This is a genomic window from Dyadobacter sp. (assembly GCF_039919315.1).
GTDB lineage: Bacteria > Bacteroidota > Bacteroidia > Cytophagales > Spirosomataceae > Dyadobacter.
Genome location: NZ_JBDSFX010000035.1, coordinates 70,274 through 91,389, shown reverse-complemented (window position 1 = coordinate 91,389; position 21,116 = coordinate 70,274). Strand labels below are relative to the sequence as shown.

The 21,116-nt window shown below is 45.9% G+C and carries 18 protein-coding genes; 14 read left to right on the top strand and 4 right to left on the bottom strand.

Annotated features, from left to right (window positions below; all coding sequences use genetic code 11):
- The first annotated feature begins 11 nt into the window (after positions 1-11).
- Positions 12-785: a shikimate dehydrogenase gene (locus tag ABIO93_RS10285; protein WP_348067199.1), complete on the top strand. Its 774-nt coding sequence runs from the start codon at positions 12-14 to the stop codon at positions 783-785.
- On the opposite strand, the gene ribD is transcribed toward ABIO93_RS10285, so the two are convergent.
- The gene (gene ribD / locus ABIO93_RS10280; protein WP_348067197.1) at positions 782-1,849 is read right to left on the bottom strand and encodes a bifunctional diaminohydroxyphosphoribosylaminopyrimidine deaminase/5-amino-6-(5-phosphoribosylamino)uracil reductase RibD; all 1,068 of its coding nucleotides are present in this window, start codon (positions 1,847-1,849) and stop codon (positions 782-784) included. The two genes, ABIO93_RS10285 and ribD, sit on opposite strands and share 4 nt — an antisense overlap.
- 91 nt (positions 1,850-1,940) lie before the next feature.
- Here ribD and prmC point away from each other — a divergent pair, with 91 nt between their 5' ends.
- Both prmC and ABIO93_RS10270 read left to right on the top strand, forming a co-directional pair.
- Positions 1,941-2,801 (top strand): peptide chain release factor N(5)-glutamine methyltransferase, encoded by an 861-nt coding sequence (gene prmC / locus ABIO93_RS10275; RefSeq protein ID WP_348067195.1) that lies wholly within the window; start codon positions 1,941-1,943, stop codon positions 2,799-2,801.
- A gap of 43 nt (positions 2,802-2,844) precedes the next feature.
- Complete coding sequence (locus tag ABIO93_RS10270; protein ID WP_348067193.1) at positions 2,845-3,798, top strand: AAA family ATPase; 954 nt, start codon at positions 2,845-2,847, stop codon at positions 3,796-3,798.
- Position 3,799: 1 nt separating this feature from the next.
- Here the strand turns inward: ABIO93_RS10270 and yidD are convergent, their stop codons facing one another.
- The gene (yidD, locus tag ABIO93_RS10265; protein ID WP_244821539.1) at positions 3,800-4,009 is read right to left on the bottom strand and encodes a membrane protein insertion efficiency factor YidD; all 210 of its coding nucleotides are present in this window, start codon (positions 4,007-4,009) and stop codon (positions 3,800-3,802) included.
- Between the two features lie 50 nt (positions 4,010-4,059).
- Here yidD and lgt point away from each other — a divergent pair, with 50 nt between their 5' ends.
- A complete protein-coding gene (gene lgt / locus ABIO93_RS10260) occupies positions 4,060-4,890 on the top strand; it encodes a prolipoprotein diacylglyceryl transferase (RefSeq protein WP_348067191.1) in 831 nt (276 codons plus the stop codon).
- A 93-nt stretch (positions 4,891-4,983) separates the two neighbouring features.
- Entirely contained in the window at positions 4,984-5,610 is a 627-nt protein-coding gene (locus ABIO93_RS10255) for a hypothetical protein (protein ID WP_348067189.1), read from the top strand.
- 86 nt (positions 5,611-5,696) lie between these two features.
- Here the strand turns inward: ABIO93_RS10255 and ABIO93_RS10250 are convergent, their stop codons facing one another.
- Positions 5,697-6,236 carry a sigma-70 family RNA polymerase sigma factor gene (locus tag ABIO93_RS10250; RefSeq protein WP_348067187.1) on the bottom strand — a complete coding sequence of 180 codons (540 nt, stop codon included), beginning with the start codon at positions 6,234-6,236 and terminating at the stop codon, positions 5,697-5,699.
- Positions 6,237-6,809: 573 nt separating this feature from the next.
- Here ABIO93_RS10250 and ABIO93_RS10245 point away from each other — a divergent pair.
- The 6 genes from ABIO93_RS10245 (at position 6,810) to ABIO93_RS10220 (ending at position 16,978) form a co-directional block, all read left to right on the top strand.
- Positions 6,810-8,735: a PfkB family carbohydrate kinase gene (locus tag ABIO93_RS10245; RefSeq protein WP_348067185.1), complete on the top strand. Its 1,926-nt coding sequence runs from the start codon at positions 6,810-6,812 to the stop codon at positions 8,733-8,735.
- Positions 8,732-10,990, top strand: coding sequence for a regulator (locus ABIO93_RS10240; protein WP_348067183.1), 2,259 nt, complete (start codon positions 8,732-8,734; stop codon positions 10,988-10,990). Before ABIO93_RS10245 ends, ABIO93_RS10240 begins: the two co-directional genes overlap by 4 nt.
- Positions 10,991-11,018: 28 nt before the next feature.
- Complete coding sequence (locus ABIO93_RS10235) at positions 11,019-12,080, top strand: polysaccharide deacetylase family protein (RefSeq protein ID WP_348067181.1); 1,062 nt, start codon at positions 11,019-11,021, stop codon at positions 12,078-12,080.
- Positions 12,081-12,091: 11 nt separating this feature from the next.
- Complete coding sequence (locus ABIO93_RS10230) at positions 12,092-13,273, top strand: sialidase family protein (protein ID WP_348067179.1); 1,182 nt, start codon at positions 12,092-12,094, stop codon at positions 13,271-13,273.
- A gap of 92 nt (positions 13,274-13,365) precedes the next feature.
- On the top strand, positions 13,366-15,594 hold the full coding sequence (locus tag ABIO93_RS10225; protein WP_348067177.1) for a hypothetical protein: 2,229 nt from the start codon (positions 13,366-13,368) through the stop codon (positions 15,592-15,594).
- Positions 15,595-15,643: 49 nt separating this feature from the next.
- On the top strand, positions 15,644-16,978 hold the full coding sequence (locus ABIO93_RS10220; RefSeq protein ID WP_348067175.1) for a DUF3748 domain-containing protein: 1,335 nt from the start codon (positions 15,644-15,646) through the stop codon (positions 16,976-16,978).
- Between the two features lie 19 nt (positions 16,979-16,997).
- Here ABIO93_RS10220 and ABIO93_RS10215 read toward each other — a convergent pair whose 3' ends face one another.
- Positions 16,998-18,035, bottom strand: a complete 1,038-nt coding sequence (locus tag ABIO93_RS10215; protein ID WP_348067173.1) for a LacI family DNA-binding transcriptional regulator — start codon at positions 18,033-18,035, stop codon at positions 16,998-17,000.
- Between the two features lie 172 nt (positions 18,036-18,207).
- On the opposite strand from ABIO93_RS10215, the gene uxuA reads away from it, so the two are divergent.
- Genes uxuA through ABIO93_RS10200 form a run of 3 tightly spaced genes read left to right on the top strand, consistent with a single transcriptional unit; the run spans position 18,208 to position 21,086 of the window.
- On the top strand, positions 18,208-19,413 hold the full coding sequence (uxuA, locus tag ABIO93_RS10210) for a mannonate dehydratase (protein WP_348067171.1): 1,206 nt from the start codon (positions 18,208-18,210) through the stop codon (positions 19,411-19,413).
- 29 nt (positions 19,414-19,442) lie between these two features.
- Complete coding sequence (locus ABIO93_RS10205) at positions 19,443-20,207, top strand: glucose 1-dehydrogenase (RefSeq protein WP_348067169.1); 765 nt, start codon at positions 19,443-19,445, stop codon at positions 20,205-20,207.
- Between the two features lie 39 nt (positions 20,208-20,246).
- The gene (locus ABIO93_RS10200; RefSeq protein WP_348067167.1) at positions 20,247-21,086 is read left to right on the top strand and encodes a ThuA domain-containing protein; all 840 of its coding nucleotides are present in this window, start codon (positions 20,247-20,249) and stop codon (positions 21,084-21,086) included.
- The last annotated feature ends 30 nt before the right edge of the window (positions 21,087-21,116 follow it).

Sequence of the window (21,116 nt, the reverse complement as noted above, 5' to 3'; positions counted from 1 at the left end):
TGACAGCGAACATGGATTTATACGGTTTAATCGGATACCCCCTTACCCACTCTTTTTCCAAGCGATATTTTACAGATAAGTTTACCAGAGAGAAAATCAAAGAGAGCAGCTATGAGCTTTTTGAAATGAAATCACTGGAAGAACTGCCGGAATTATTGAAGAATAAGACCGATTTGAGAGGACTAAATGTGACTATTCCGCATAAAAAAGACGTGATCGCCTACCTCGACGACCTGGACGATGCCTCTGCCGAACGCATTGGAGCCGTCAATACCATCAAAATTTACGCTGACGGTAGTACCAAAGGTTTCAATACAGATTACTATGGTTTCCGGCAGTCGCTGGTGGAATGGCTGGACCGTCGCGGCGAAGCTTGTAGTAGCTTTAAGGCGCTGGTACTGGGTAATGGCGGAGCTGCCAAAGCTGTACAGGTTGCGTTACAGGACCTGGAAATGGAGTATACTCTGGTCTCGAGGCAAAAAAGTGACGACTCGCTGTCGTATGAAGAATTGACGGAGGAGATCATGGCTTCACACCTCATGATCATTAATACCACCCCGCTGGGTACTTTTCCGAATATTGAAGAATGTCCCTTATTACCTTATCAATGGGTCACAAAAAGGCATTACCTGTACGACCTGGTTTACAACCCCGCAGAAACATTGTTCTTGAAAAATGGCGCAGCAAATGGTGCCACCACGCAAAACGGATTAAAAATGCTCGAATTGCAGGCTGAAAAGGCCTGGGAGATCTGGATCAATGAAGATAACCTCTGGAGTGTTTAAATTCTGGAATAATAAGTCCACAAGTCATCCTGTACTTTTTCAGAGCCAGTAAGTGTGCCTTTTGCCTGTGGAGCGGCTACTCCTTCCCCCAGCTTCTGAGCACCCTGACACCTTCGGATCTCATCCCAGGCACCGTTTTTCAGAAAAGCATTGATCACAGCGCCCCCCCCTTCCACAAACACCGATTGAATGCCGTGGCTGCGCAGTCCTTCTAATAATTGAACGATTTCGTTGTCACCCTGCTGAATCTGCATATAACGCACAACGGGGGTTTCTATGTAACGCACTGGTTCTCCGGCGCTGCCACTCTGCTTTTCGTAATTCACTACGACCGTATGCTGCGAGCCGTCAAACAGATGAAGGTGATCCGGTAGCTGTAAATGCCTGTCCAGCACTATCCTGACCGGGTTTCTGCCGGACCAATGTCTGACATTCAGCTTTGGATTGTCCACCAAAGCCGTTTTATACCCCACCAGAATAGCGTCTTCTTCCGTCCGCCACTGGTGTACCCGCATGTTGGACAATGCGCCGCTGATCCGGACGGGAGCGCCTATGCTGCTACCCAAAAAACCATCCGCTGTTTCCGCCCATTTCAGGATCACATAAGGCCTTTTCTCCACCATGGAAGTAAAAAATCGCTTATTGAGCTGCAAACCTTCTGTTTCCAGCAGGCCCGTTTGTACCTCAATTCCTGCATCTCTCATGCGCTGCACGCCCCGGCCTGAAACCAATGGATTAGGATCCGCATTGCATATCAAAACTTTTTTTAATTTTTTACGGATCATCAGATCCGCGCATGGAGGCGTCTTGCTCGTATGAGAGCAAGGTTCGAGTGTGACATAGGCTGTGGCATGTTCCAATAAATGTCCGTTGCCTTTTTCTTCCGCGTCCTCCACCGCACGTACCTCTGCATGAGGTCCGCCGTAATGACGATGCCAGCCTTCACCAATAATCGATCCGTCATAAACGATCACACAGCCCACCATAGGATTCGGGCTCACGTTTCCGCGACCGTATCCGGCCAGCTGCAATGCCCGTTTCATCCATTGAATATCTGCCTCCATGGGGTAAAAATACAAACCTCCTTTTAAACTCAACTTTCGTGAGTTCCTATTATTTGCTAACTTTCCGACATTGGAATAAAAAACACTGAAAATGACTTCGGCACGCCAGCTATATCAATACATATTAAAAGGCATTAACGTATATCCGGAAAAAGAGGCACAGGCAATCACATTCATGTTGCTTGAGCATTTCATGAGACTTCGCAATATTGATGTTCTGGTGGACCGGCCTGTCCCTGAAACCACTGCTCAGCCCGATTGGACCGGTATTATTGACCGATTGAACAACAATGAGCCTGTTCAGCATATCATTGGTTCAACCGAATTCTGCGGCCTGGAATTCCGGGTTTCTTCCTCCGTATTAATCCCCCGTCCCGAAACCGAAGAACTGGTCAGAATGGTGACGCGCGATTATGCCGAGCCTGACAAAAACATTTCAATCCTCGACATCGGCACCGGTAGTGGCTGCATTGCGATTGTACTAGCCCGTTTTTTACCACACGTATCGGTTCACGCCTGGGATGTGTCGGATGAGGCATTGGAAGTAGCCAAAGAAAATGCCCGTCAGCTGATCGCAGATGTAACTTTTGCGAAACAGGACATGCTCAATGTCACTTTCCCGTTACCCGGAAACATCGTTCAATTCGATTGCCTCGTGAGCAACCCGCCCTACGTTACTTACTCGGAAGCCGAGAATATGCGGCCGAATGTGCTGCGTTTTGAGCCACACGAAGCATTATTTGTGGAAGATAATGATCCATTGCTTTTTTATAAAGCCATTGCCGATTTCGGGATCCACCATTTGAAACAGGACGGTAAATGCTACGTGGAGATTAACGAACATTTCGGCGCCGAGACCAAGCAGGTTTTTGAAGAAAGAAATTACAAGAATGTGGAGATCCTGCGCGACATTCATGGTAAAGACCGGTTTGTGAGAGCGATCTGGAAGTAAATCCCACCGAATGCGGCCGGAACGCTGTTAGAAACCTGAATCAATGTATATAGAAAAAATAAAAGAGGTACTGGACGAAATGGGCAAGGTGGTTGTGGGGCAGGACAAATTGCTCAACAGACTCCTGATCGGACTTTTCACAGGAGGACACATTCTCCTTGAAGGTGTACCGGGACTAGCCAAAACTTTGACGATCAATGTGATGGCCAAAGTACTTCACCTTGATTTCAAGCGTATCCAGTTCACACCCGACCTGCTACCGGCGGATTTGATCGGTACCATGATCTACAAACCGAAGATCGGGGATTATGAAGTTAAAAAAGGGCCTATTTTCTCCAATATCATTTTGGCGGATGAGGTCAACCGCTCGCCAGCCAAAGTGCAGTCAGCTTTATTGGAAGCTATGCAGGAAAAGCAGGTGACGATTGGTGATGAAACCTATCTGCTCGATCGTCCTTTCGTTGTACTGGCCACCCAAAACCCGGTGGAGCAGGAAGGAACGTATCCCCTTCCAGAGGCGCAGATCGACCGTTTTATGATGAAAGTCTACGTCGATTATCTTGACAAAGCCAAGGAATTGGAAGTCATGCGGCGCATGTCCGACATTAACTATGAGTACAAGATCAGGCCGATCCTTAACAAGGAGGATATTTTCGCCATCCGTGACAATGTCAATAAAGTGAACATTTCCGATACACTTGAAAGGTATATCATCGAACTCGTTTTCGCCACCCGCCGTCCACTCGACTACGGCCTGCGCGACGAGGCACGTTACATTCAATTCGGAGTATCTCCCCGTGCCACCATTTATCTGAACCGCGCTGCCAAAGCGCTAGCTTACCTGGAAGGCAGGGATTATGTATTGCCAGAGGACATTAAAGAACTCGCACCTGACATTATGAACCACCGCATCCTGCTGAATTACGAGGCGGAAGCGGACGGTGTTCGCACGATGACGATCATTGATTCTATTTTGAGAAAGGTCGCGATCGGTTAATTCAAGGTACCGGATCGTGGCCGTGGCCTCCCCACGGATGGCATCTGGCTATCCTTTTCAATCCCATCCAGCCTCCTTTTATGGCTCCGTGCTTCTGCACCGCCTGAACCATATACTGCGAACAAGTAGGCGTATAACGGCAGGAATTAGGCAGGTAAGGCGACAGCACTCCCTGGTAAATCCGGACCAGCCCTATGAGTAAAAATTTCATTTCTCTTCTTGTCTCAAAGTAGTATATTTGACAATTAACATCACAAACGCATGATTTCGTATATTCTCTGGGACGCTAGTCCTGAAATATTTACTATTCCCGAATTTCTTGGCTTTGGCCCCTTCCCTGTTCGTTGGTACGGACTTCTCTTCGCGTCGGCTTTTCTGGTCGGACAGCAAATTATGATCCATATCTTCAAAAAAGAAGGAAAATCGCTCGAAGATATAGATGCATTAACGCTTTACATGGTTTTATCGACTGTAATCGGTGCGCGCGTGGGTCATTTTCTTTTTTATGAACCCGAAGTACTCTTCAAAAATCCGATGGAAGTGATACTCCCGCCCTATGCCGGTTTGGCAAGTCACGGAGCCATTATCGGGATCATTACCGGGCTTTGGCTTTATTCCAGGTCGCGAAAGGCTTCTGGGCAAACGTTTTTATGGGTAGCCGACCGCATAGTGATCCTCGTTGCCCTGGCAGGCGCATTCATCCGATTTGGAAATTTGATGAATTCCGAGATCGTAGGTCGCCCTACCGATGTATCCTGGGGCTTCATTTTCGTACATAATACGGAGTTCAAACAAATACCACGCCACCCGGCGCAGCTTTACGAATCGATTTCCTGCTTCATCCTGTTCTTCGTCCTGCTTTGGATATGGAACAAATACAAGGCAGCCACTCCGCGTGGATTAATGGTGGGCGTGTTCTTTATTTGGGTATTTACGCTGCGCTTTATCTACGAATATTTCAAAGAAAACCAGGAGGCTTTTGAAGCCAATTATGTCCTCAACATGGGCCAGATCCTGAGTATTCCCGCCGTGCTTTTGGGGATTTATTTCATTATCAATTCGAGAAATAATCCGGTACGGGAGGTACGATAAAATAATGTTCGGCTGCTCGCGCAGTAGGTATGTATCAATGGTTTGTTTTTCATTAAATTGAAGCTTATTACGAAATAACCAAACCATTGGAAGATGAAAACATCGTTTATTTTAGCATTTGTTCTTTCATCGGGCCTGCTCTTCAGTAGTTGCGGTAGCAAGCAGGAAGAAAAAGAACAGGAGGAGGAAAAAGCGGACGAAGCCAAAAGCCCGGTCGACGCCTTGCAGGCATTTGCCGACAAAGCCAAAGAAATGGGCAACCGTGAAGCCGTAGACCCTATTGACTTCCGTAAACTAAAAGAATTGTTACCCGAAAAAGTCGCTGGCCTGTCCCGTACAGAAGCTACCGGTGAGAAATCCGGAGCGATGGGATTTACAGTTTCCACGGCAGAAGGTAAATATTCAGGTGGCGACGGCGGCGAATCCATCGACATTGAAATAATAGATACCGGAGGAATTGCCGGCGTTTCAACCATGACGCTCGCTGCCTGGTCCATTGCGGAAATAGATAAGGAAACCGCAACAGGTTACGAAAAAACGACGAAGATCGACGGTTATAAATCCTTTGAAAAATACGACAACCAGAACAAGTCAGGCGAACTGAATATATTAGTTGCCGACCGCTACCTGGTGAATGTGGATGGGAACAATGTGACGATAGACCAATTGAAAGATGTTCTGAAAGACATTGACCTGTCGAAACTGGCAGGCCTGAAATAAGGGATTATTATATAAAAAGAAAAAACAGAGGCTGAAAAGCTTCTGTTTTTTAGGTTTTAGAAATATTGTATTGCTCTTAAACTCGCTTAAACGGTAGCGAAATCCACTTTTTCTCTTAAAATCTGCTTCGCTTTAACGAGTTGGTTCTTCACGGTATTTTTGGATATCCTTAAAAATTCTGCAATTTCCTGGTACGATTTGCCCTCTTCTATATTGAGTTTCAAGATCAGTTTACGCTTGATCGACAAAGAGTCCACCGCAGCCTGAACGAGCCCGATCCTTCTTTCGCTTTCTTCTTTTTCTTCCTCACCAGCTGCCCGGATCGCCTCCATGTAGTGCTTACGTAGCTGCTCACTTTTTTCGATCTTTTTGAAATGATCGAATGCCATATTTCTCAGGCATGTGAACAAATAGGAGTTGAAATTGTAGTCCGGCTTGATATGTGCCCGCTTCACCCAGATCTTGATGAACACATCCTGCACCATATTCTCCGCCTCCTCTTCATCTTTTAACAATGAATTGGTAAAGCGCAGGGCAGGCGACTTGTAATAATTGTACAGTTCTGCAAAGGCTGCTTCATCGCCTTGCGTTACTTTTCTGAGCGTGTTTTCGTCGGGGTAGGCCACGGTAGTAAAAGTTTATCTTATAGAAAAGGGTTACTAGTCTTACTCAATTACTGTATCATTAAAAGGATCTTTATTCTTGATAAGATCCTATTTAACAGGTTGGCTAAAAAATACGTTTAAACAACCTGCATGTTATTGACAATCAATTGTATTCTTAAAATAAAATTGTTTCAAACTCAGCCTTTGCAACTAAAAATTTTGCAATTAAAATGTTAGGCGATGTTTTCTTTTGAGCGGCGTGTCTGTAATTCTTCGATAAAACTACGGGATTGATTTTAATTTCAAATCGCAACTTGCGTAAAATTATCTTCATTTTGCGCAAATGCATTTCTTTTAATCATATGGTAACGATACCTTATTATTTTGGACATGTTGCCTCATTACCAGCTATTTCCCAGGTGCAGGGCAGGCAACAGCTTACACCTTTGTAACCATCGAAAAAAAGCCATTATTTAACAATTTTATAATATTTAGTACAAATGCCGGGGCGTACGATAGCCTGCCGGATTAGACCCGGAGTATATAAAGCAAAAAAAGCATCCATTTCCATTTCCTAAACCAGTCCGAAACTTCATGGACCAGAGCCGCATCAAACACATTCTTGAAAAAATTTCCCGTACTAAAATTGCCGTTTATGGCGATTTCTGTCTTGATTCCTATTGGGTCATGGACGAACGGGGTTCGGAAGTATCCATTGAAACAGGCTTACAGGCACAGGCCGTCGCCAAACATTATTATACGCCCGGTGGTGCAGCCAATGTGGTCGCCAATCTTTCGGCACTGAAACCTGCTGCTATCAAAGTGATCGGGACTGTGGGTGACGATATGCAGGGAAGAGAACTCACGGCCCAGCTGAACGGCCTGGGAGCAGATACTTCGGCGCTTTTTATTCAAAAAGAAAATTTCAATACATATAGTTACCTGAAACGATTGGTGGACGGTAAAGAGGAGCCTCGTATTGATTTTGGGGTATATAATGAAAGGAGCGTTGATACCGACCAGCATATATTAGAAGCGCTGGAATCGGCATTGCAACAATATGACGCATTGATTTTCAACCAGCAGGTGACAGGTAGCATTAACAATGAAAGTTTTATTGAAAAGGCCAACCTGCTTTTTGCCAAATACCCGGATAAGATCGTCATGCTGGATTCCCGGCATTTCAATGATCGGTTTACAAACACTTTCCTCAAAGCTAATGACAGGGAAATTGCATCATTGACCGGATTGCAGGTGAGTCCGGATGAAAATGTGCCTGTAACCGATGTGAAAAAATATGGTCAGGAGGTTTTTGATAAATCTAAAAAACCGGTTTTTGTGACTTGTGGCGAACGCGGCATTATCGCATTCGACGACCACGGTTATCATGAAGTTCAGGGATTACAGCTTAAAAGCAAACTAGACACGGTAGGTGCCGGAGATACTGCTATCAGTGCCATCACATTGTGCCTTGCTGCCGGTATTAGTCCAGCGGAAGCCGCAGCTTTTGCCAATTTTGCGGCAGGTGTTACGGTTCAAAAACTGTACACAACCGGCACAGCCAACGCAGAAGAGATTTTGAACATCAGCCATGAACCTGATTACATATACAATGCGGACCTGGCAGAGAACGAACGTACTGCTGTGTTTGTACCCGACACCGAGTTCGAGATTTGCGCGCCGGAAGTGCTGGAAAAATTAGGACATATACGCTATGCCGTTTTCGACCATGACGGAACGATCAGCTCGCTGCGGCAGGGCTGGGAGGAAATTATGGAGCCGGTTATGATGAAATCCATCTTGGGTGATCATTATGAAACGGTCGATTCCGCGACTTTCCATAAAGTATTGGCGCATTGCAAGGAATTCATCCAAAAAACCACCGGTATTCAAACTATTTACCAGATGGAAGGATTGGTAAACCTGGTCAGAGAATTTGGATATGTACCTGAGGATAAGATTCTTGACAAGTTTCAATATAAAGAGCTTTATAATGATGGCCTGATGGAAATGGTCAACGTACGGATGGCCAAGCTGGCGGCAGGAGAACTTGGCCAGGAAGATTATACATTGAAAGGCGCCGTTGCTTTTCTGCATCAGCTCAAAGAACGCGGCGTAACGATGTACCTCGCGAGCGGGACTGACGTAGATGATGTCAGGAATGAGGCTGAAATGCTTGGATACGCCGATTTGTTTGACGGCGGCATTTACGGCGCATTGAAAGACTACACCAAGTTTTCCAAAAAAATGATCATTGAAAAGATCATCCGGGATAACAACCTGCGTGGTAATGAACTGGCTGTTTTTGGAGACGGGCCTGACGAAATAAGGGAAGGACGACGCGCAGGAGGTGTTTCTGTGGGTATTACCAGTAATGAAGTGCAGCGTTTCGGGCATAACCCGGCCAAACGTCCACGTCTCGTAAAAGCCGGAGCGCAATTGCTGATCCCTGATTTTTCTCAATACAAAAAGCTCGTGAGCCTTCTATTTCAGGAAAGTGTAAATTACGCCGACGTATGACGGACCTTTTTCAAAAGTCCTTACGCCTGTATTTTTTTTGCTTTGGATTAACATTCCTGATTTCATGTAACAAGGACAAGGTTGTTGATTCGGAGAATGAAATTTATCAGGACCAGGCGTTCGCGCAAGAAGTACATCATGCATTTCCGGTAACCAATGAACCGACGGCCGGGGATGTCAGGAGTATCACCATTGACCATGATTCCAATGTATGGATTGCTTCTGCCGCAGGTATTTTTCAAAAAAAGAAGGACACATCGGAATGGATCAATGTAATTATTGGAGATGATAAAGGTCCTGCATTTGTTGCGGAAGCCGCGCCCGACGCCAGCGTATGGTTAGGTACGTGGAATGGGTTGTATCGTTTCAAAAACAATGCTTTGGAGAAAGTTGCAGGCCCTGATGGTCCGGTATCAGCAGTATGCGTCGCGAAGGAAGGTACTTATGCATTGGGTCCCAAAGGTTTCTGGTTCGACCGTGGTAAGGGTTTTGAAAAACTGAATGCTAACCTATCCAAATCTGTAAGAGACGTCATTTCGGACGAGAACAACGGTTTATGGATCGCCACGGACGTGGGTTTATATCATTGGACAGAAAAAGAATTAAAGCATTACTACAAAACCGATGCGTTGATCAGCGGCTACACAAAAGGTCTCGCACTTGACGTTGACCGAAAACTATGGGTCGGCGGACTGGGTGGTGTCACCATTCGTCATTCCGAGGGGATTTCCAAAGAATTACGTGCCGAAAACGGTATCCCTTCAAGATACGTGAGCGCACTCAAATATGCTCCTGACAGCTCCATGTGGGTAGGCACACAGGCAGGCATCGTGCGCTACCGCTACGATGGCAGCCATTCTCTGTTATTTTCAAGGCGCTGGCTCCTCGATGACCAGGTTCGCGACATTACTTTTGACCAAAATGGTACGGCCTGGATAGCTACTGCACAAGGTGTAAGCGCGATTGAAAAACGCAAAATGACACTGGCGCAGAAAAATGATTTCTTCTTCGACCAGCTCATGAAGCGGCACATTCGAGCTCCTTGGATTGCCGGACAGGCACATTTGAAAGTTCCGGGTGATACCACGACCTGGGCGCCTGAGGACGACGACAATGATGGAGAATATACCGGTAACTACCTGGCTATGGAAAGTTTCAGGTATGCTGCTACCAAAAGTCCGGAGGCCAAAGAGAATGCTAAAAAGGCATTTGGTTTTCTAAAATTATTACAGGAAGTGACCGGCACCGACGGCTTTTTTGCCCGTACCATTATCCCGTCGGAATGGAAGCAAATGCATGACGGCAACCGGATTTTTACGGAACGGGAAAAAGCAGATGAACTGGTAAAAGAACCCAGGTTCAAGCCGGTGGAAGTACGCTGGCATTTATCTAAGGACGGAAAATGGCTTTGGAAAGGCGATACCAGCAGCGACGAAATGTGTGGCCATATGTTTGGTTACTATTTCTACTACACTTTGGTAGCCGATGATGCTGAGAAAAAAGTCATTGCAAAGCATGTCAGTAACATTGTCGACCATTTGATGAAAAACAGTTTCAATCTGGTGGATGTGGACGGTACGCACACCCGATGGTCAGTATGGTCGCCCGACAGGTTGAATAAAGACCCGGAATGGCTGCCCGACCGCAACCAGAATTCCATGGAGCTACTGGCATTTGTCAAACTGGCGCACCACATGACCGGTGACCAGAAATACCAGAATGAATATCTAAGATTGATCGAAAAAGAGCATTTCCTTGATAATATGGCAGAGGTAACCAAGCAAAACCCTGCCTGGCTGATCTATTTTGATGTCGTATTACAAGCATACCTCTACCCCATTCTGATCCATTGCGAGAACGATCCTGAGCGACGGAAATTTTATAAAAATCACCTCGAAGAATGGTTCACGCATCGCAAAGGAGACCATAACCCGTTGATCAATTTTATCTACAATTATTCTTTGGATCAAAAAGCAGAGCTTAACAACTCAGTTGATTTTCTGATAGATACCCCGCTCGACCTCGTTGACTGGCCTATTGACCATAGCAAAAGAGAAGACATTCGCATTGTGCATGCCCCGGTATTGGAAGACGATCAGGTGGACCAGCTACAGCCTGCGAGTATCAGGATGACGGTGCGATGGGATAAAAACCCGTGGACATTGGCAGGAGGAAACCCGCAGGTAGAAAGAGAACCGGTTTTCTGGCTGCTTCCTTACTGGATGGGCCGCTACTTGGGCATGATTTCCGAATAATAATTAAACCCTTATCAAAACAGGAGATATGAAGCGATTAATAGTACCTTTTGCAATCACCATGCTGTCGCTCATCATGAACCAGACCATTGCCCAAACGGGTGAAACATACGCTGAGAAACTGGGCTGGCCCAAAGGCTCGAAAGTTGTGATTTTCCATGTGGACGATGCCGGCATGTCCTATTCATCCAATGAAGGTGCCAAACGGTCCATTGAAAATGGTATCGCTACCTCCTGCAGCATCATGATGCCCTGCCCCTGGGCGGCTAGTTTCACAAAGTTTGCAGTGGTTAATCCAAAAATGGACGCTGGCCTTCATCTTACATTGACTTCCGAATGGCAAGACTATCGCTGGCCTCCGCTAGGTGGTATACAACATTCACACGGGCTGGTGGACGAGGAAGGATGCATGTGGCATGAGGTAGAGCAGGTCATAAAGAATGCCAGTCCTGATGTGATAGAACAGGAAATTCGTGCACAGTTAGATCGGGCATTGAAACTTGGCCTGAAACCGACGCACATGGATTCTCACATGGGAACCCTCTTTGCGCACATTCCATACTTGGAAAGATACATTAAGGTTGGCGTAGAATATGGTATCCCGGTGATGTTTCCCGGTGGAAATAACAAGCTGCTTATCGAATCGCTTAATAATCCAGTGATCAGAAAGCTGAAATCCGAAGGAAAATGGAAGGAAGGTATGAAGCTTCCCGATCCCGAAATCACCCAACAAACCGGACCGGTTGGACAAAAAATATGGGCAGCGGGGTTACCTGTACTGGACGACCTGCACACCATCAGCGGCGACTGGAAACCGGAAGGTACCGACATTAGCCCGGCACAATGGGGCAAATATAAAGCGCAAAAATTCAAAGAAACACTAACGAAAATGCAGCCTGGGGTAGCGATGATGATCGTTCACAGCAGCGACATTACTGATGAATTCAAACATATCAGCGCCTCGGGTGGCTCCCGCTATGCGGATATGCTCTCCATGCTGGATCCTGACTTGAAGGCGTTTATCAAATCAGAAGGTATTATCCTCACGACCTGGAAGGAAATGTTGGAAAGAAGAAAAAAAGTAAAATAAGAGATAATTTAATGAAGAAGCTGGTCATAACCTTAGCCATAACCCTGCTTGTCAGAGTATTACTAATAGCGCAAACAACCCCTATTGTTCAACAAACGCTGATATTTCCTCCTCAGGAGAAACACGTGCACGGCAGCAGCATTGTAAGCCTGCCAAACGGAGATTTTCTGGTGGCATGGTTTCAGGGAAGCGGAGAACGTACCGCTGATGATGTGCGGATTATGGGTGCAAGGTTAAAAAAGGGTGAAACGAAATGGAGTGAGCCCTTTCTGATGGCCGATACGCCACACCTACCCGACTGTAACCCGGTACTGTTCCTGAATGCTGAGGGAAAATTGTTTTTGGTATGGATCGCTGTGCAGGCTAATCTCTGGGAACAGTCTATTCTGAGATTTAAAACTTCGACGGATTATAACAAAACAGGCGCACCGGTCTGGAATTGGCAGGACAACATACTGCTAAAACCTGATAACCGTTTCGCGGAAGAGGTGGAGAAAAAATTCAAGGATTTACCGGAAAGTACCATTGGCTGGGCGGAATATGCGCCGAAATACGATAAAATGATCGTAGAAGCCAGCAAAGATGCCACTAAAAGAAGCATTGGCTGGATGACAAGAATTAAGCCGTTACTGATGGAAAATGGCAGAATTGTGCTCCCTCTTTACTCTGATGGCTACAATTTTTCGCTAACCGCTATTTCGGATGACAACGGTACTTCCTGGAAACCGGGTCTCCCCATCGTAGGACGTGGCCCGATCCAGCCTGCCATTGTCAGGAAGAAAAACGGTGATCTGGTTGCCTACATGCGCGACAGCGGCGATGGGCCTACCCGTGTTCACATGAGCGAGTCCGCCGACAATGGTGAAAGCTGGAAGGCCACTGTTAAGACTGACATTCCTAATACAGCAAGCGTTGAACTTTTGGTTCTCAAAGATGGCAAATGGGCGTTCCTGGGTAATGATATTGACGATGGACGCTACGAACTAAGCCTTCGAATTTCTGATGATGAAGGTAAAACCTGGAAATGGAAAACGTTGATTGAAAACGATCAGAGCAAAAAAGGGGGTTATTCCTACCCTTCCCCGATCCAGACCACCGACGGACTTTTACATATGACTTACTCTCATCATCCTGAAAAAGGAAAAAAATCGATCAAGTACGTGGTTGTTGACCCGAAAGTTTTGACACGCTAATATTTCCAAATAACTAAAACCGGTACGAAGCATTGTTTCGCGCTACATAAATAAGAGGCATCAAGCCTATTCTATCTAAAACCTGTATTTTAATGCAAAAGCCACACCCAATTTCCTTCCTATTTCTGCTGATTATCTTTTTAGCATATACTGAAAACTCCAACGGGCAATCTGTATATAAAGACAAACCTTTTTCACAGGATTTCAGCATCAAATTTTATACGGATACCACCCAATCGACACTTTTGCAAGCAGCGTCCGACCGCAATGGTAACATTCAGATCCTTGCCAAAGAAGGTTTACAGCATGTTTACGACGGGCAATTTCTATATCCAGGTACGATCAGGCCGGACAATACTTACCGTTTCATGAAAGACAAAAAAGTGGTGGCCGTTACAAGCTATCAGCAACAATTTGTTTATCTCACCGAATCGGAGGTTTTGAGCAATGCATGGGCCGGGACATTGTTTTCCAAACACACGCTTCCCAATGCCAGTTTGTTTGCAGGAGGTAAGGATTTCGAGTTTCTAGTTTCAGATGGCAAGTCCATTCAGTTGATTAAAGATTCTCAAAACCTGTGGAGCGGCAAATTGCCTGATGATGAGGTACAAGGGCTGGTTTATCAAAAAAACGCAAATCAGTTCTGGATACTTGGGAAGAAGTCACTATACCTGTTCTCCATCGCTGGCAAGAAACTGACCAAATCATTGGAAGGTGCAAATTTCACCAGCTTTGACATCACCAAAAAAGAGACCAACATTACGATCGGAACCACTGACGGCTACATTACATTTAACATTGCGTCAGGAAAACAGACGGGTGCCATTCAGAAAAAACTTCCTGTAACCAACATTACGGCTGTGAAGGAAGTCAATGGAAAGATATGGTTTGGGTCAAATCAGGGTGCATTCGCCCTTCGTAGCGATGGTAAATTCGATTATTATTACGGAGAGCGCTGGCTAGCCGGGAACCATGTCACTGACATTGCCGCGGGCCCTAAAAACTCAGTACTGATACTTTCCAAAAAAGGCTTGGGGCAGATTCTTTTCAAAAACATGACACTGGAAGAAAAGGCATTGCTTTTTGAAGATCAGGTGAGAGCGAGACACATTAGGAATGGTTTCAATGCCACATTGGTAGGGATCGATCACGGTAATCTGGCAACGGGCCACATGGAAGATTCGGACAATGACGGCCTTTGGACCTCCATGTACCTCGGTGGAGAAATTTTCAGATATGCGGTTACCAAAGATCCGGAAGCATTGCAAAACTGCCGCGAGTCACTGGATGCGATGGAGAGATTATATACCGTAAACCCGGTCCCGGGCTTTCCTGCAAGGTCGTTTGAAAGATCGGGGCATATGAAAGAACTTCATGACCTTGACCGTTGGCAACATTCACCCGAAAAAGAATGGGACTGGAAATCAACTACCAGTAGCGACGAAGTGATTGGTCACATTTTCGCATTTAGCGCAATGGCTGAGCTGGTCGATGATGCGTCTATGAAAAGCAGGGCTATTGCGCTGATCGACACGGTAATGTCGCACATTGTCAAGAATAACATGTATCTGATTGATTTCGACGGCAAACCTACGTTGTGGGGAAAATGGCACCCGGATTATGTCAATTCGTTTCCTAAAAATGTGGGAGACCGCAAGTTAAACTCGTCCAATATTGTGGGGATGCTTCAAACTGCGTATCATTTTACCAAAAAAGAAAAGTACAAGAAAAAAGCGATGGAGCTGATGACCAAACACGGCTACCTGGATAACATGATGCGCCCAATGAGCGTGATCGGGATGGCACCGGAAGATGCGGACGAACATAGCAAGCATATGTCCGACGGCTGGAACCATTCTGACGATGAAATGTACTTTGTAGGATACTGGGGACTTTACAGATATGCCCTTAATGATACGCTGAAAGCTAAATATAAACAATCTATCCTCGATCACTGGCAGGCGGAAAGACCTGAAAAGGAAGGTGCATGGAATATTTTCACAGCTTTGACCGGAACGAAAGAGTTTGATCTGAATGAAGCGGTATGGTACCTTCAGGAACATCCCGTGGACCTTGTGGACTGGGTGATTAAAAACAGTCATCGCAAGGATATTGAAATGGTGGAACCTAACTTTCGCAAGCAAACTACCAAAGAGGTGCTGCCTCCCGATGAACGTCCTATTCAACGCCATAATGGAAACATGTTCAATTTGGATAGAAATGGAAAAAATGGGGCTTCCGAACACAGCGCGGGCGATATCTGGCTTTTGCCTTACTGGATGGGGCGGTACCTGGGCGTTATCAGCGCACCTCAAAAATAATAGTATGCGAGCTGCAATTAACCTTTTTTTGTCATTAACCTTACTTTGCATGTTGTCCTGCCAAACAGATTCTATTTCAGAAGAAAAACAGATTACAAATGATCTGACTTATCATCACGACCTGGATAACAATGATAATTTTTCGCCGGATGGTAAATGGCTGGTTTATGACACAAGAACGGACGACGGCGGCATTGCAGCATCCGCCAGAATTGAAAGGGTAAACATTGAAACAGGCGAAAAACAGGTTCTTTTCGAAATAAAAAATAATCAGGCGTGGGGCCCCGGCGCGGGGGCTGTGAGTTACAGTCCAAAGGAAAACGCAGTCGTTTTTATTCACGGGTTAACGAATAGTACTGAGGAAAATCCCTATCAGCAATGGCGTCGGACGGGCGTTATCATTCATGATTCCCTTCCGAATCAGCCCATTTACATGGACGCCAGAGATGTCACTTTCCCTTTTACACCGGGTGCATTGCGGGGCGGAACGCACAGACATGAATGGAGCGGCGACGGGGCATGGATCGGCTACACTTACAATGATGCGATACTAAAAGCACTCGAAGATGCGACCGGACAAAAAAGAAACCTTCGCACGATCGGGGTTTCGAGAAAAATAAGGTCTGTTAATGTCGACAAAAACGAAGAAAATGTTTCGGGAGAATGGTTTAGCGCGCTGGTAGTAAGGGTAGTACCAGAACCTATGCCGGGCACCGACGAAATCAGCCATGCAGCTGGTGACAGCTGGGTGGGGACGAATGGTTACCTAGCCGCAAATGGACAAAAACAGATCGCCAGAGCATTTTTGGGCACTGTTAAAGACAAAAGTGGCAAAGAGGTATCGGAAGTTTTTATTGTCGACATTCCCGAAGACATTACGCAGCCTGGATCACTGGGACCATTGGAAGGGACAAAAGATGATTTCCCAATGCCGCCCAATGGTACTAATCAGAGAAGGCTTACCTACACGGCCAATACACATCACGCGGGATGCACGGGCATCGTAAGGTCGTCACCGGACGGAAAGTCTCTTGCTTATTTCGCGAAAGATGAAAAGGGTATCAGCCAGATTTTCGTCATCTCACCGACTGGTGGCAAGCCAACGCAGTTGACAGAGCATGATTCTGATGTAACAGGGAATGTACGGTGGCATCCGGATGGACAACACGTGACCTATGTGTGGAAAGGGAGCATTACATTATGCAAAACCGGGACCGAGTCCTTTACAGAAAGAATCAAAACGCTGACAAAACCCACCAATCCTGCACCCACCAACATGGTATGGTCACCTGACGGAAATATATTAGCATTCAATCGACTCGTGAAAGTGAATGATAGCGACGCGGCGGCTCAGCAGGTGTTTGTATGCAAGGTTGAAATGTGAACTCGTACGTTGTAGTTCGCTAAATTAATCGATCCTTATTTCTCAGTGACGACCCTCTGATCAACAGCTCTGACCGTAGGATAATCGGTTCGTTGATTTCCCTTTGCTGGGTTCCGTTCAGCTGGTTGATCATCGTTTTGACGGCAACTTTCCCCATTTGATAGCCCGGATAAAAAACGGTAGTCAGGTTGGGTTCTATCACTTGTGAAACCGGGTCATTATTGAAGCCTACGACTGCTATATCGTTTGGAATCTCATAGCCTTTTTCTTTTAATGCCTTCATGCAGGTGACGGCGCAAAGGTCATTGGCGATGAAAATACCGTCCGGTCGCACCTCCATACTTACAAGCTTGTCCGCCGCCAGCCGCCCTGCTTCCTGGCTGAGATCGGTGACCATCATTAATGATTCATCAATAGCCAGCCCTTTCTCCTGCAATGCCTGCTTGTACCCTTCCAGTCTCCCCGCGTACACGTTCCGCCTGAGATCCCCCGTCACATGCATAATGCGACGACAACCTTCGCTGATCAGATGCGAGGTAGCCTGGTATCCCGCATTTACATTATCGATAATCACGCTCGTGCATTTGGGATGCTCCATTACCCTGTCAAAAAAGAGAACAGGTACCTTTTTGCCAAGAAACATTTCAAAATGGGCAAACGAATCTGTATCATAGGCAATGGACGCCAGCAAACCATCTACCCGGCTGTTGAACATAGTCCGGGCATTGGCTATTTCTTTTTTTTCCAATTCGAGCGACTGACTGATCAGCAAATTATAACCTGCGCTATTCGCCACTTCCTCCATGCCTGCCAGTACCGCCGACATGAAATTACTGTTGAGACGTGGCACAATGACACCCAGCGTATTGGTTTTCTTTCTTCTCAAATTACTGGCGAAAGTGTTGGAACGATAGCCCAACTCCTGCGCTTTGTTGAGAATTGCCAGTTTTGTTTGACTATTGATCGCCGGATGATCATTCAAAGCCCTGCTGACGGTGGCCGGAGAAATCCCCAATATTTTGGCAATGTCATAAATAGTGATTTCTTTTTCGGTCATATCAATTATCAGTTCTTGTAGGGGAAAAAATCAAGCAATTACGTCTCTTATGTACACAATCATTTTCCAGATTTCTTTGAACAGCCAGATCAGCAAAAATTTCGTTTTTTAATGCAATCGGTTGCAATGCAAATTAATATCAGGATATTTATATCAAAAAATAAAGTTTACAATGATACAAACAATGCGCTGGTTCGGACCTAACGATCCGGTTTCATTAATGGATATTCGCCAGGCGGGATGCAGCGGGGTAGTCAGTGCGCTGCACCAGATAGCAGTTGGTGAAATATGGACGGTTGAGGAAATTGTAGAGAGAAAAAGGCTAATTGAAGCTGGTAATGACCGATTTATAACATTAAAATGGCAGGTAGTAGAAAGCCTGCCGGTACATGAAGACATTAAAAAAGGTTTGCCTTCACGCGATATTTATATTGAGAATTACAAAGAGTCGCTCAAAAATCTGGCTGCCTGCGGCATCAAAACCGTTTGCTACAACTTCATGCCTGTGCTCGACTGGTCGCGTACTGCGCTCGACTATACTTTTCCCGAAGGACACAAAACCCTCCGTTTCGTTTGGGAAGATTTTGCGCTTTTCGATATGTACATTTTGAAAAGAGCCGGATCCAATGCGGATTACGAAACTGACATTCAGCGTTCAGCATTGGAAAAATGGCAGGGTATGTCGCCGGAAGAAATTGGCGTGCTCACCAACACAGTATTGCTGGGACTACCTGGTTCGGAAGAGGCATTTCAACTGACCAACTTTCAGAATCTCCTGAATGCTTACGCCGAAATAGGTGATAAAGAGCTGAGAGAGAACCTATATTATTTCATTAATCAGATTGCACCGGTAGCCGAGGAGGCAGGTATTAACCTTTGTATCCACCCCGACGATCCACCGAAATCATTGCTGGGGCTGCCGCGAGTAGTGAGTACCGAAAGCGATTTACAGCAATTGATGAATGCATGTGACATCCGGGCCAATGGAATTACATTTTGCACCGGGTCATTGGGTGTGCGGGCTGACAACGACTTGCCCGGAATTATTGATCGCCTGGGCGACCGCATTCATTTCGTGCATTTGCGAACCACCAAGAGAGAATCGGACGATCCCCGTAATTTCCACGAAGCCCCGCATCTTCATGGCGATGTTGATATGTATGAAGTGGTGAAAGCATTGGTAAAGGAAGAGCGTCGGCGTGAAGCGGCGCATTACCCTGACAGTGCGCTTCCAATGCGCCCGGATCACGGTTTTCAAATGCTGGACGATTTGCATAAGAAGACTTACCCGGGCTACTCTGCCATCGGGCGTCTCAAAGCACTTGCAGAAATAAGAGGACTGGAAATGAGTATTTCCCGTTCGTTCAATGAATTATAGTAGTAACATTCTATCAGTGTTTTTTAAATATGTCTATTCAAAACATTTTCTCGCTTGAAGGTAAAGTAGCGTTAATTACCGGCGGAGGTAGCGGAATTGGTTTTTACATTGCACAATGCATGATCAAATCTGGCGCAAAAGTGGTTATTACCGGCAGACGGGAAGTCGTTTTACAGGAAGCAGTGGCTGCGCTTGGGATCAATTCAAGCTATTTTGTAAATGATATCACGGATTTAAAATCGATCCCTGCACTCATTGCTGACATTGAATCCAAAGCCGGTGACATTGATATACTGATCAACAATGCGGGCATTAACATGAAAAAATATGCCGTGGAAGTCACTGACGACGATTTCGACCGGATAATCCAAACCAATCTGCACGCGGTTTTTTCGATTACCAGAGAATGTGGCAAAAGAATGATTGAGCGCAAAAAAGGCTCCATCATCATGATCACTTCTATGGCCGCCCTCTATGGAATTGACCGGGTAGTGGCTTACACAGCTTCCAAATCAGCGATCGGAGGGATGGTGAAGGCGCTGGCCACCGAATTCTCACCGTATAATGTACGGATCAATGCCATCGCGCCTGGATTTATTGAAACACCAATGATGCTTACTGCCATGAATGGCGATCCTGCCCGAAGAGACAAAGCAATGGATCGGACTCCCATGGGAACCTGGGGTAAGCCTGACGATATTGGCTGGGCGGCCGTGTTCCTTGCCTCGGAAGCTGCCAAATTTATCACAGGAGTTTCACTGCCAGTAGATGGTGGAAATTCCATCGGTTTCTGATATTTTACTAATGCATTTTCTTACCAATACCTAAATCCAATGAGAAAAATCAATTTCCTGAAATCAGTCTTTTTAATGCTCTTGATGCTTGCTATGTCCGCGACGACAGGTAGCTACGCTCAAAAAATCAAATGGAACAAAGTCAAAATCATGGTCTATACCAAAAACGGGAAAGGCTATGTGCATGACAATATCGCTGCTTCTCTCGTAGCCATTCAGGCACTGGGAAAACAGCATGGTTTCGCGGTCGATACTACCTCGGATCCTACCAAGTTCACCGACGATAATCTGAAACAATACGATGCCTTGTTTTTTTCCAATACCAATAATGATGTGTTCGATACAGACGCGCAGCGTGTTGCGTTGATGCGCTACATACAGGCAGGCGGAAATTTTGTGGGCATGCATTCAGCTTCCGGTACCGAGCGGAAATGGAAATGGTTTAAGGATATGCTGGGCGGCACTTTCTTCTGGCACGAACCCGGACAGGCCTTTTCTGTCAAAATATTGGACCCAAAAAATCCTTCACTCGCCCACCTGCCAACAGAGTGGAAGCGTGAAAAGGATGAATTTTATTTTGTGAAAGAAATGGCGGTAAATCTGAATGTACTGGCGGTAAACGATCATACTACCATTGAAAAGCCTGCCGGAAAGGCATTGGATACCTTTGGTACCGTATTCCCGTCCGTATGGTGGCACGAATACGACGGGGGCCGGGCTTTCTACACTTCATTAGGTCATGAAAAAACCGATTATGAAAAAGAGGATTTAAGAAAACACATTCTTGGTGCCATTGAGTGGGCGATTGGTCCGCAGAAACCGAGAAATTACAGCAAAGCCTACGCCGTCAGCCCGCAGGATGAGGTGCGTAAAAAGTAATCGTCAGACATTAGTTATTAATCCTTAATC

Excerpts from the sequence above, each read along its gene's own strand:
- ABIO93_RS10245 (WP_348067185.1), top strand. The coding sequence starts at position 6,810 with ATGGACCAGAGCCGCATCAAACACATTCTTGAAAAAATTTCCCGTACT.
- ABIO93_RS10225 (WP_348067177.1), top strand. The coding sequence starts at position 13,366 with ATGCAAAAGCCACACCCAATTTCCTTCCTATTTCTGCTGATTATCTTT.
- ABIO93_RS10285 (WP_348067199.1), top strand. The coding sequence starts at position 12 with ATGGATTTATACGGTTTAATCGGATACCCCCTTACCCACTCTTTTTCC.
- ABIO93_RS10205 (WP_348067169.1), top strand. The coding sequence starts at position 19,443 with ATGTCTATTCAAAACATTTTCTCGCTTGAAGGTAAAGTAGCGTTAATT.
- ABIO93_RS10270 (WP_348067193.1), top strand. The coding sequence starts at position 2,845 with ATGTATATAGAAAAAATAAAAGAGGTACTGGACGAAATGGGCAAGGTG.
- ribD (WP_348067197.1), bottom strand. The coding sequence starts at position 1,849 with ATGGAGGCAGATATTCAATGGATGAAACGGGCATTGCAGCTGGCCGGA.
- ABIO93_RS10230 (WP_348067179.1), top strand. The coding sequence starts at position 12,092 with ATGAAGAAGCTGGTCATAACCTTAGCCATAACCCTGCTTGTCAGAGTA.
- ABIO93_RS10235 (WP_348067181.1), top strand. The coding sequence starts at position 11,019 with ATGAAGCGATTAATAGTACCTTTTGCAATCACCATGCTGTCGCTCATC.
- ABIO93_RS10240 (WP_348067183.1), top strand. The coding sequence starts at position 8,732 with ATGACGGACCTTTTTCAAAAGTCCTTACGCCTGTATTTTTTTTGCTTT.
- ABIO93_RS10200 (WP_348067167.1), top strand. The coding sequence starts at position 20,247 with ATGAGAAAAATCAATTTCCTGAAATCAGTCTTTTTAATGCTCTTGATG.
- lgt (WP_348067191.1), top strand. The coding sequence starts at position 4,060 with ATGATTTCGTATATTCTCTGGGACGCTAGTCCTGAAATATTTACTATT.
- ABIO93_RS10215 (WP_348067173.1), bottom strand. The coding sequence starts at position 18,035 with ATGACCGAAAAAGAAATCACTATTTATGACATTGCCAAAATATTGGGG.
- uxuA (WP_348067171.1), top strand. The coding sequence starts at position 18,208 with ATGATACAAACAATGCGCTGGTTCGGACCTAACGATCCGGTTTCATTA.
- ABIO93_RS10255 (WP_348067189.1), top strand. The coding sequence starts at position 4,984 with ATGAAAACATCGTTTATTTTAGCATTTGTTCTTTCATCGGGCCTGCTC.
- prmC (WP_348067195.1), top strand. The coding sequence starts at position 1,941 with ATGACTTCGGCACGCCAGCTATATCAATACATATTAAAAGGCATTAAC.
- ABIO93_RS10220 (WP_348067175.1), top strand. The coding sequence starts at position 15,644 with ATGTTGTCCTGCCAAACAGATTCTATTTCAGAAGAAAAACAGATTACA.
- yidD (WP_244821539.1), bottom strand. The coding sequence starts at position 4,009 with ATGAAATTTTTACTCATAGGGCTGGTCCGGATTTACCAGGGAGTGCTG.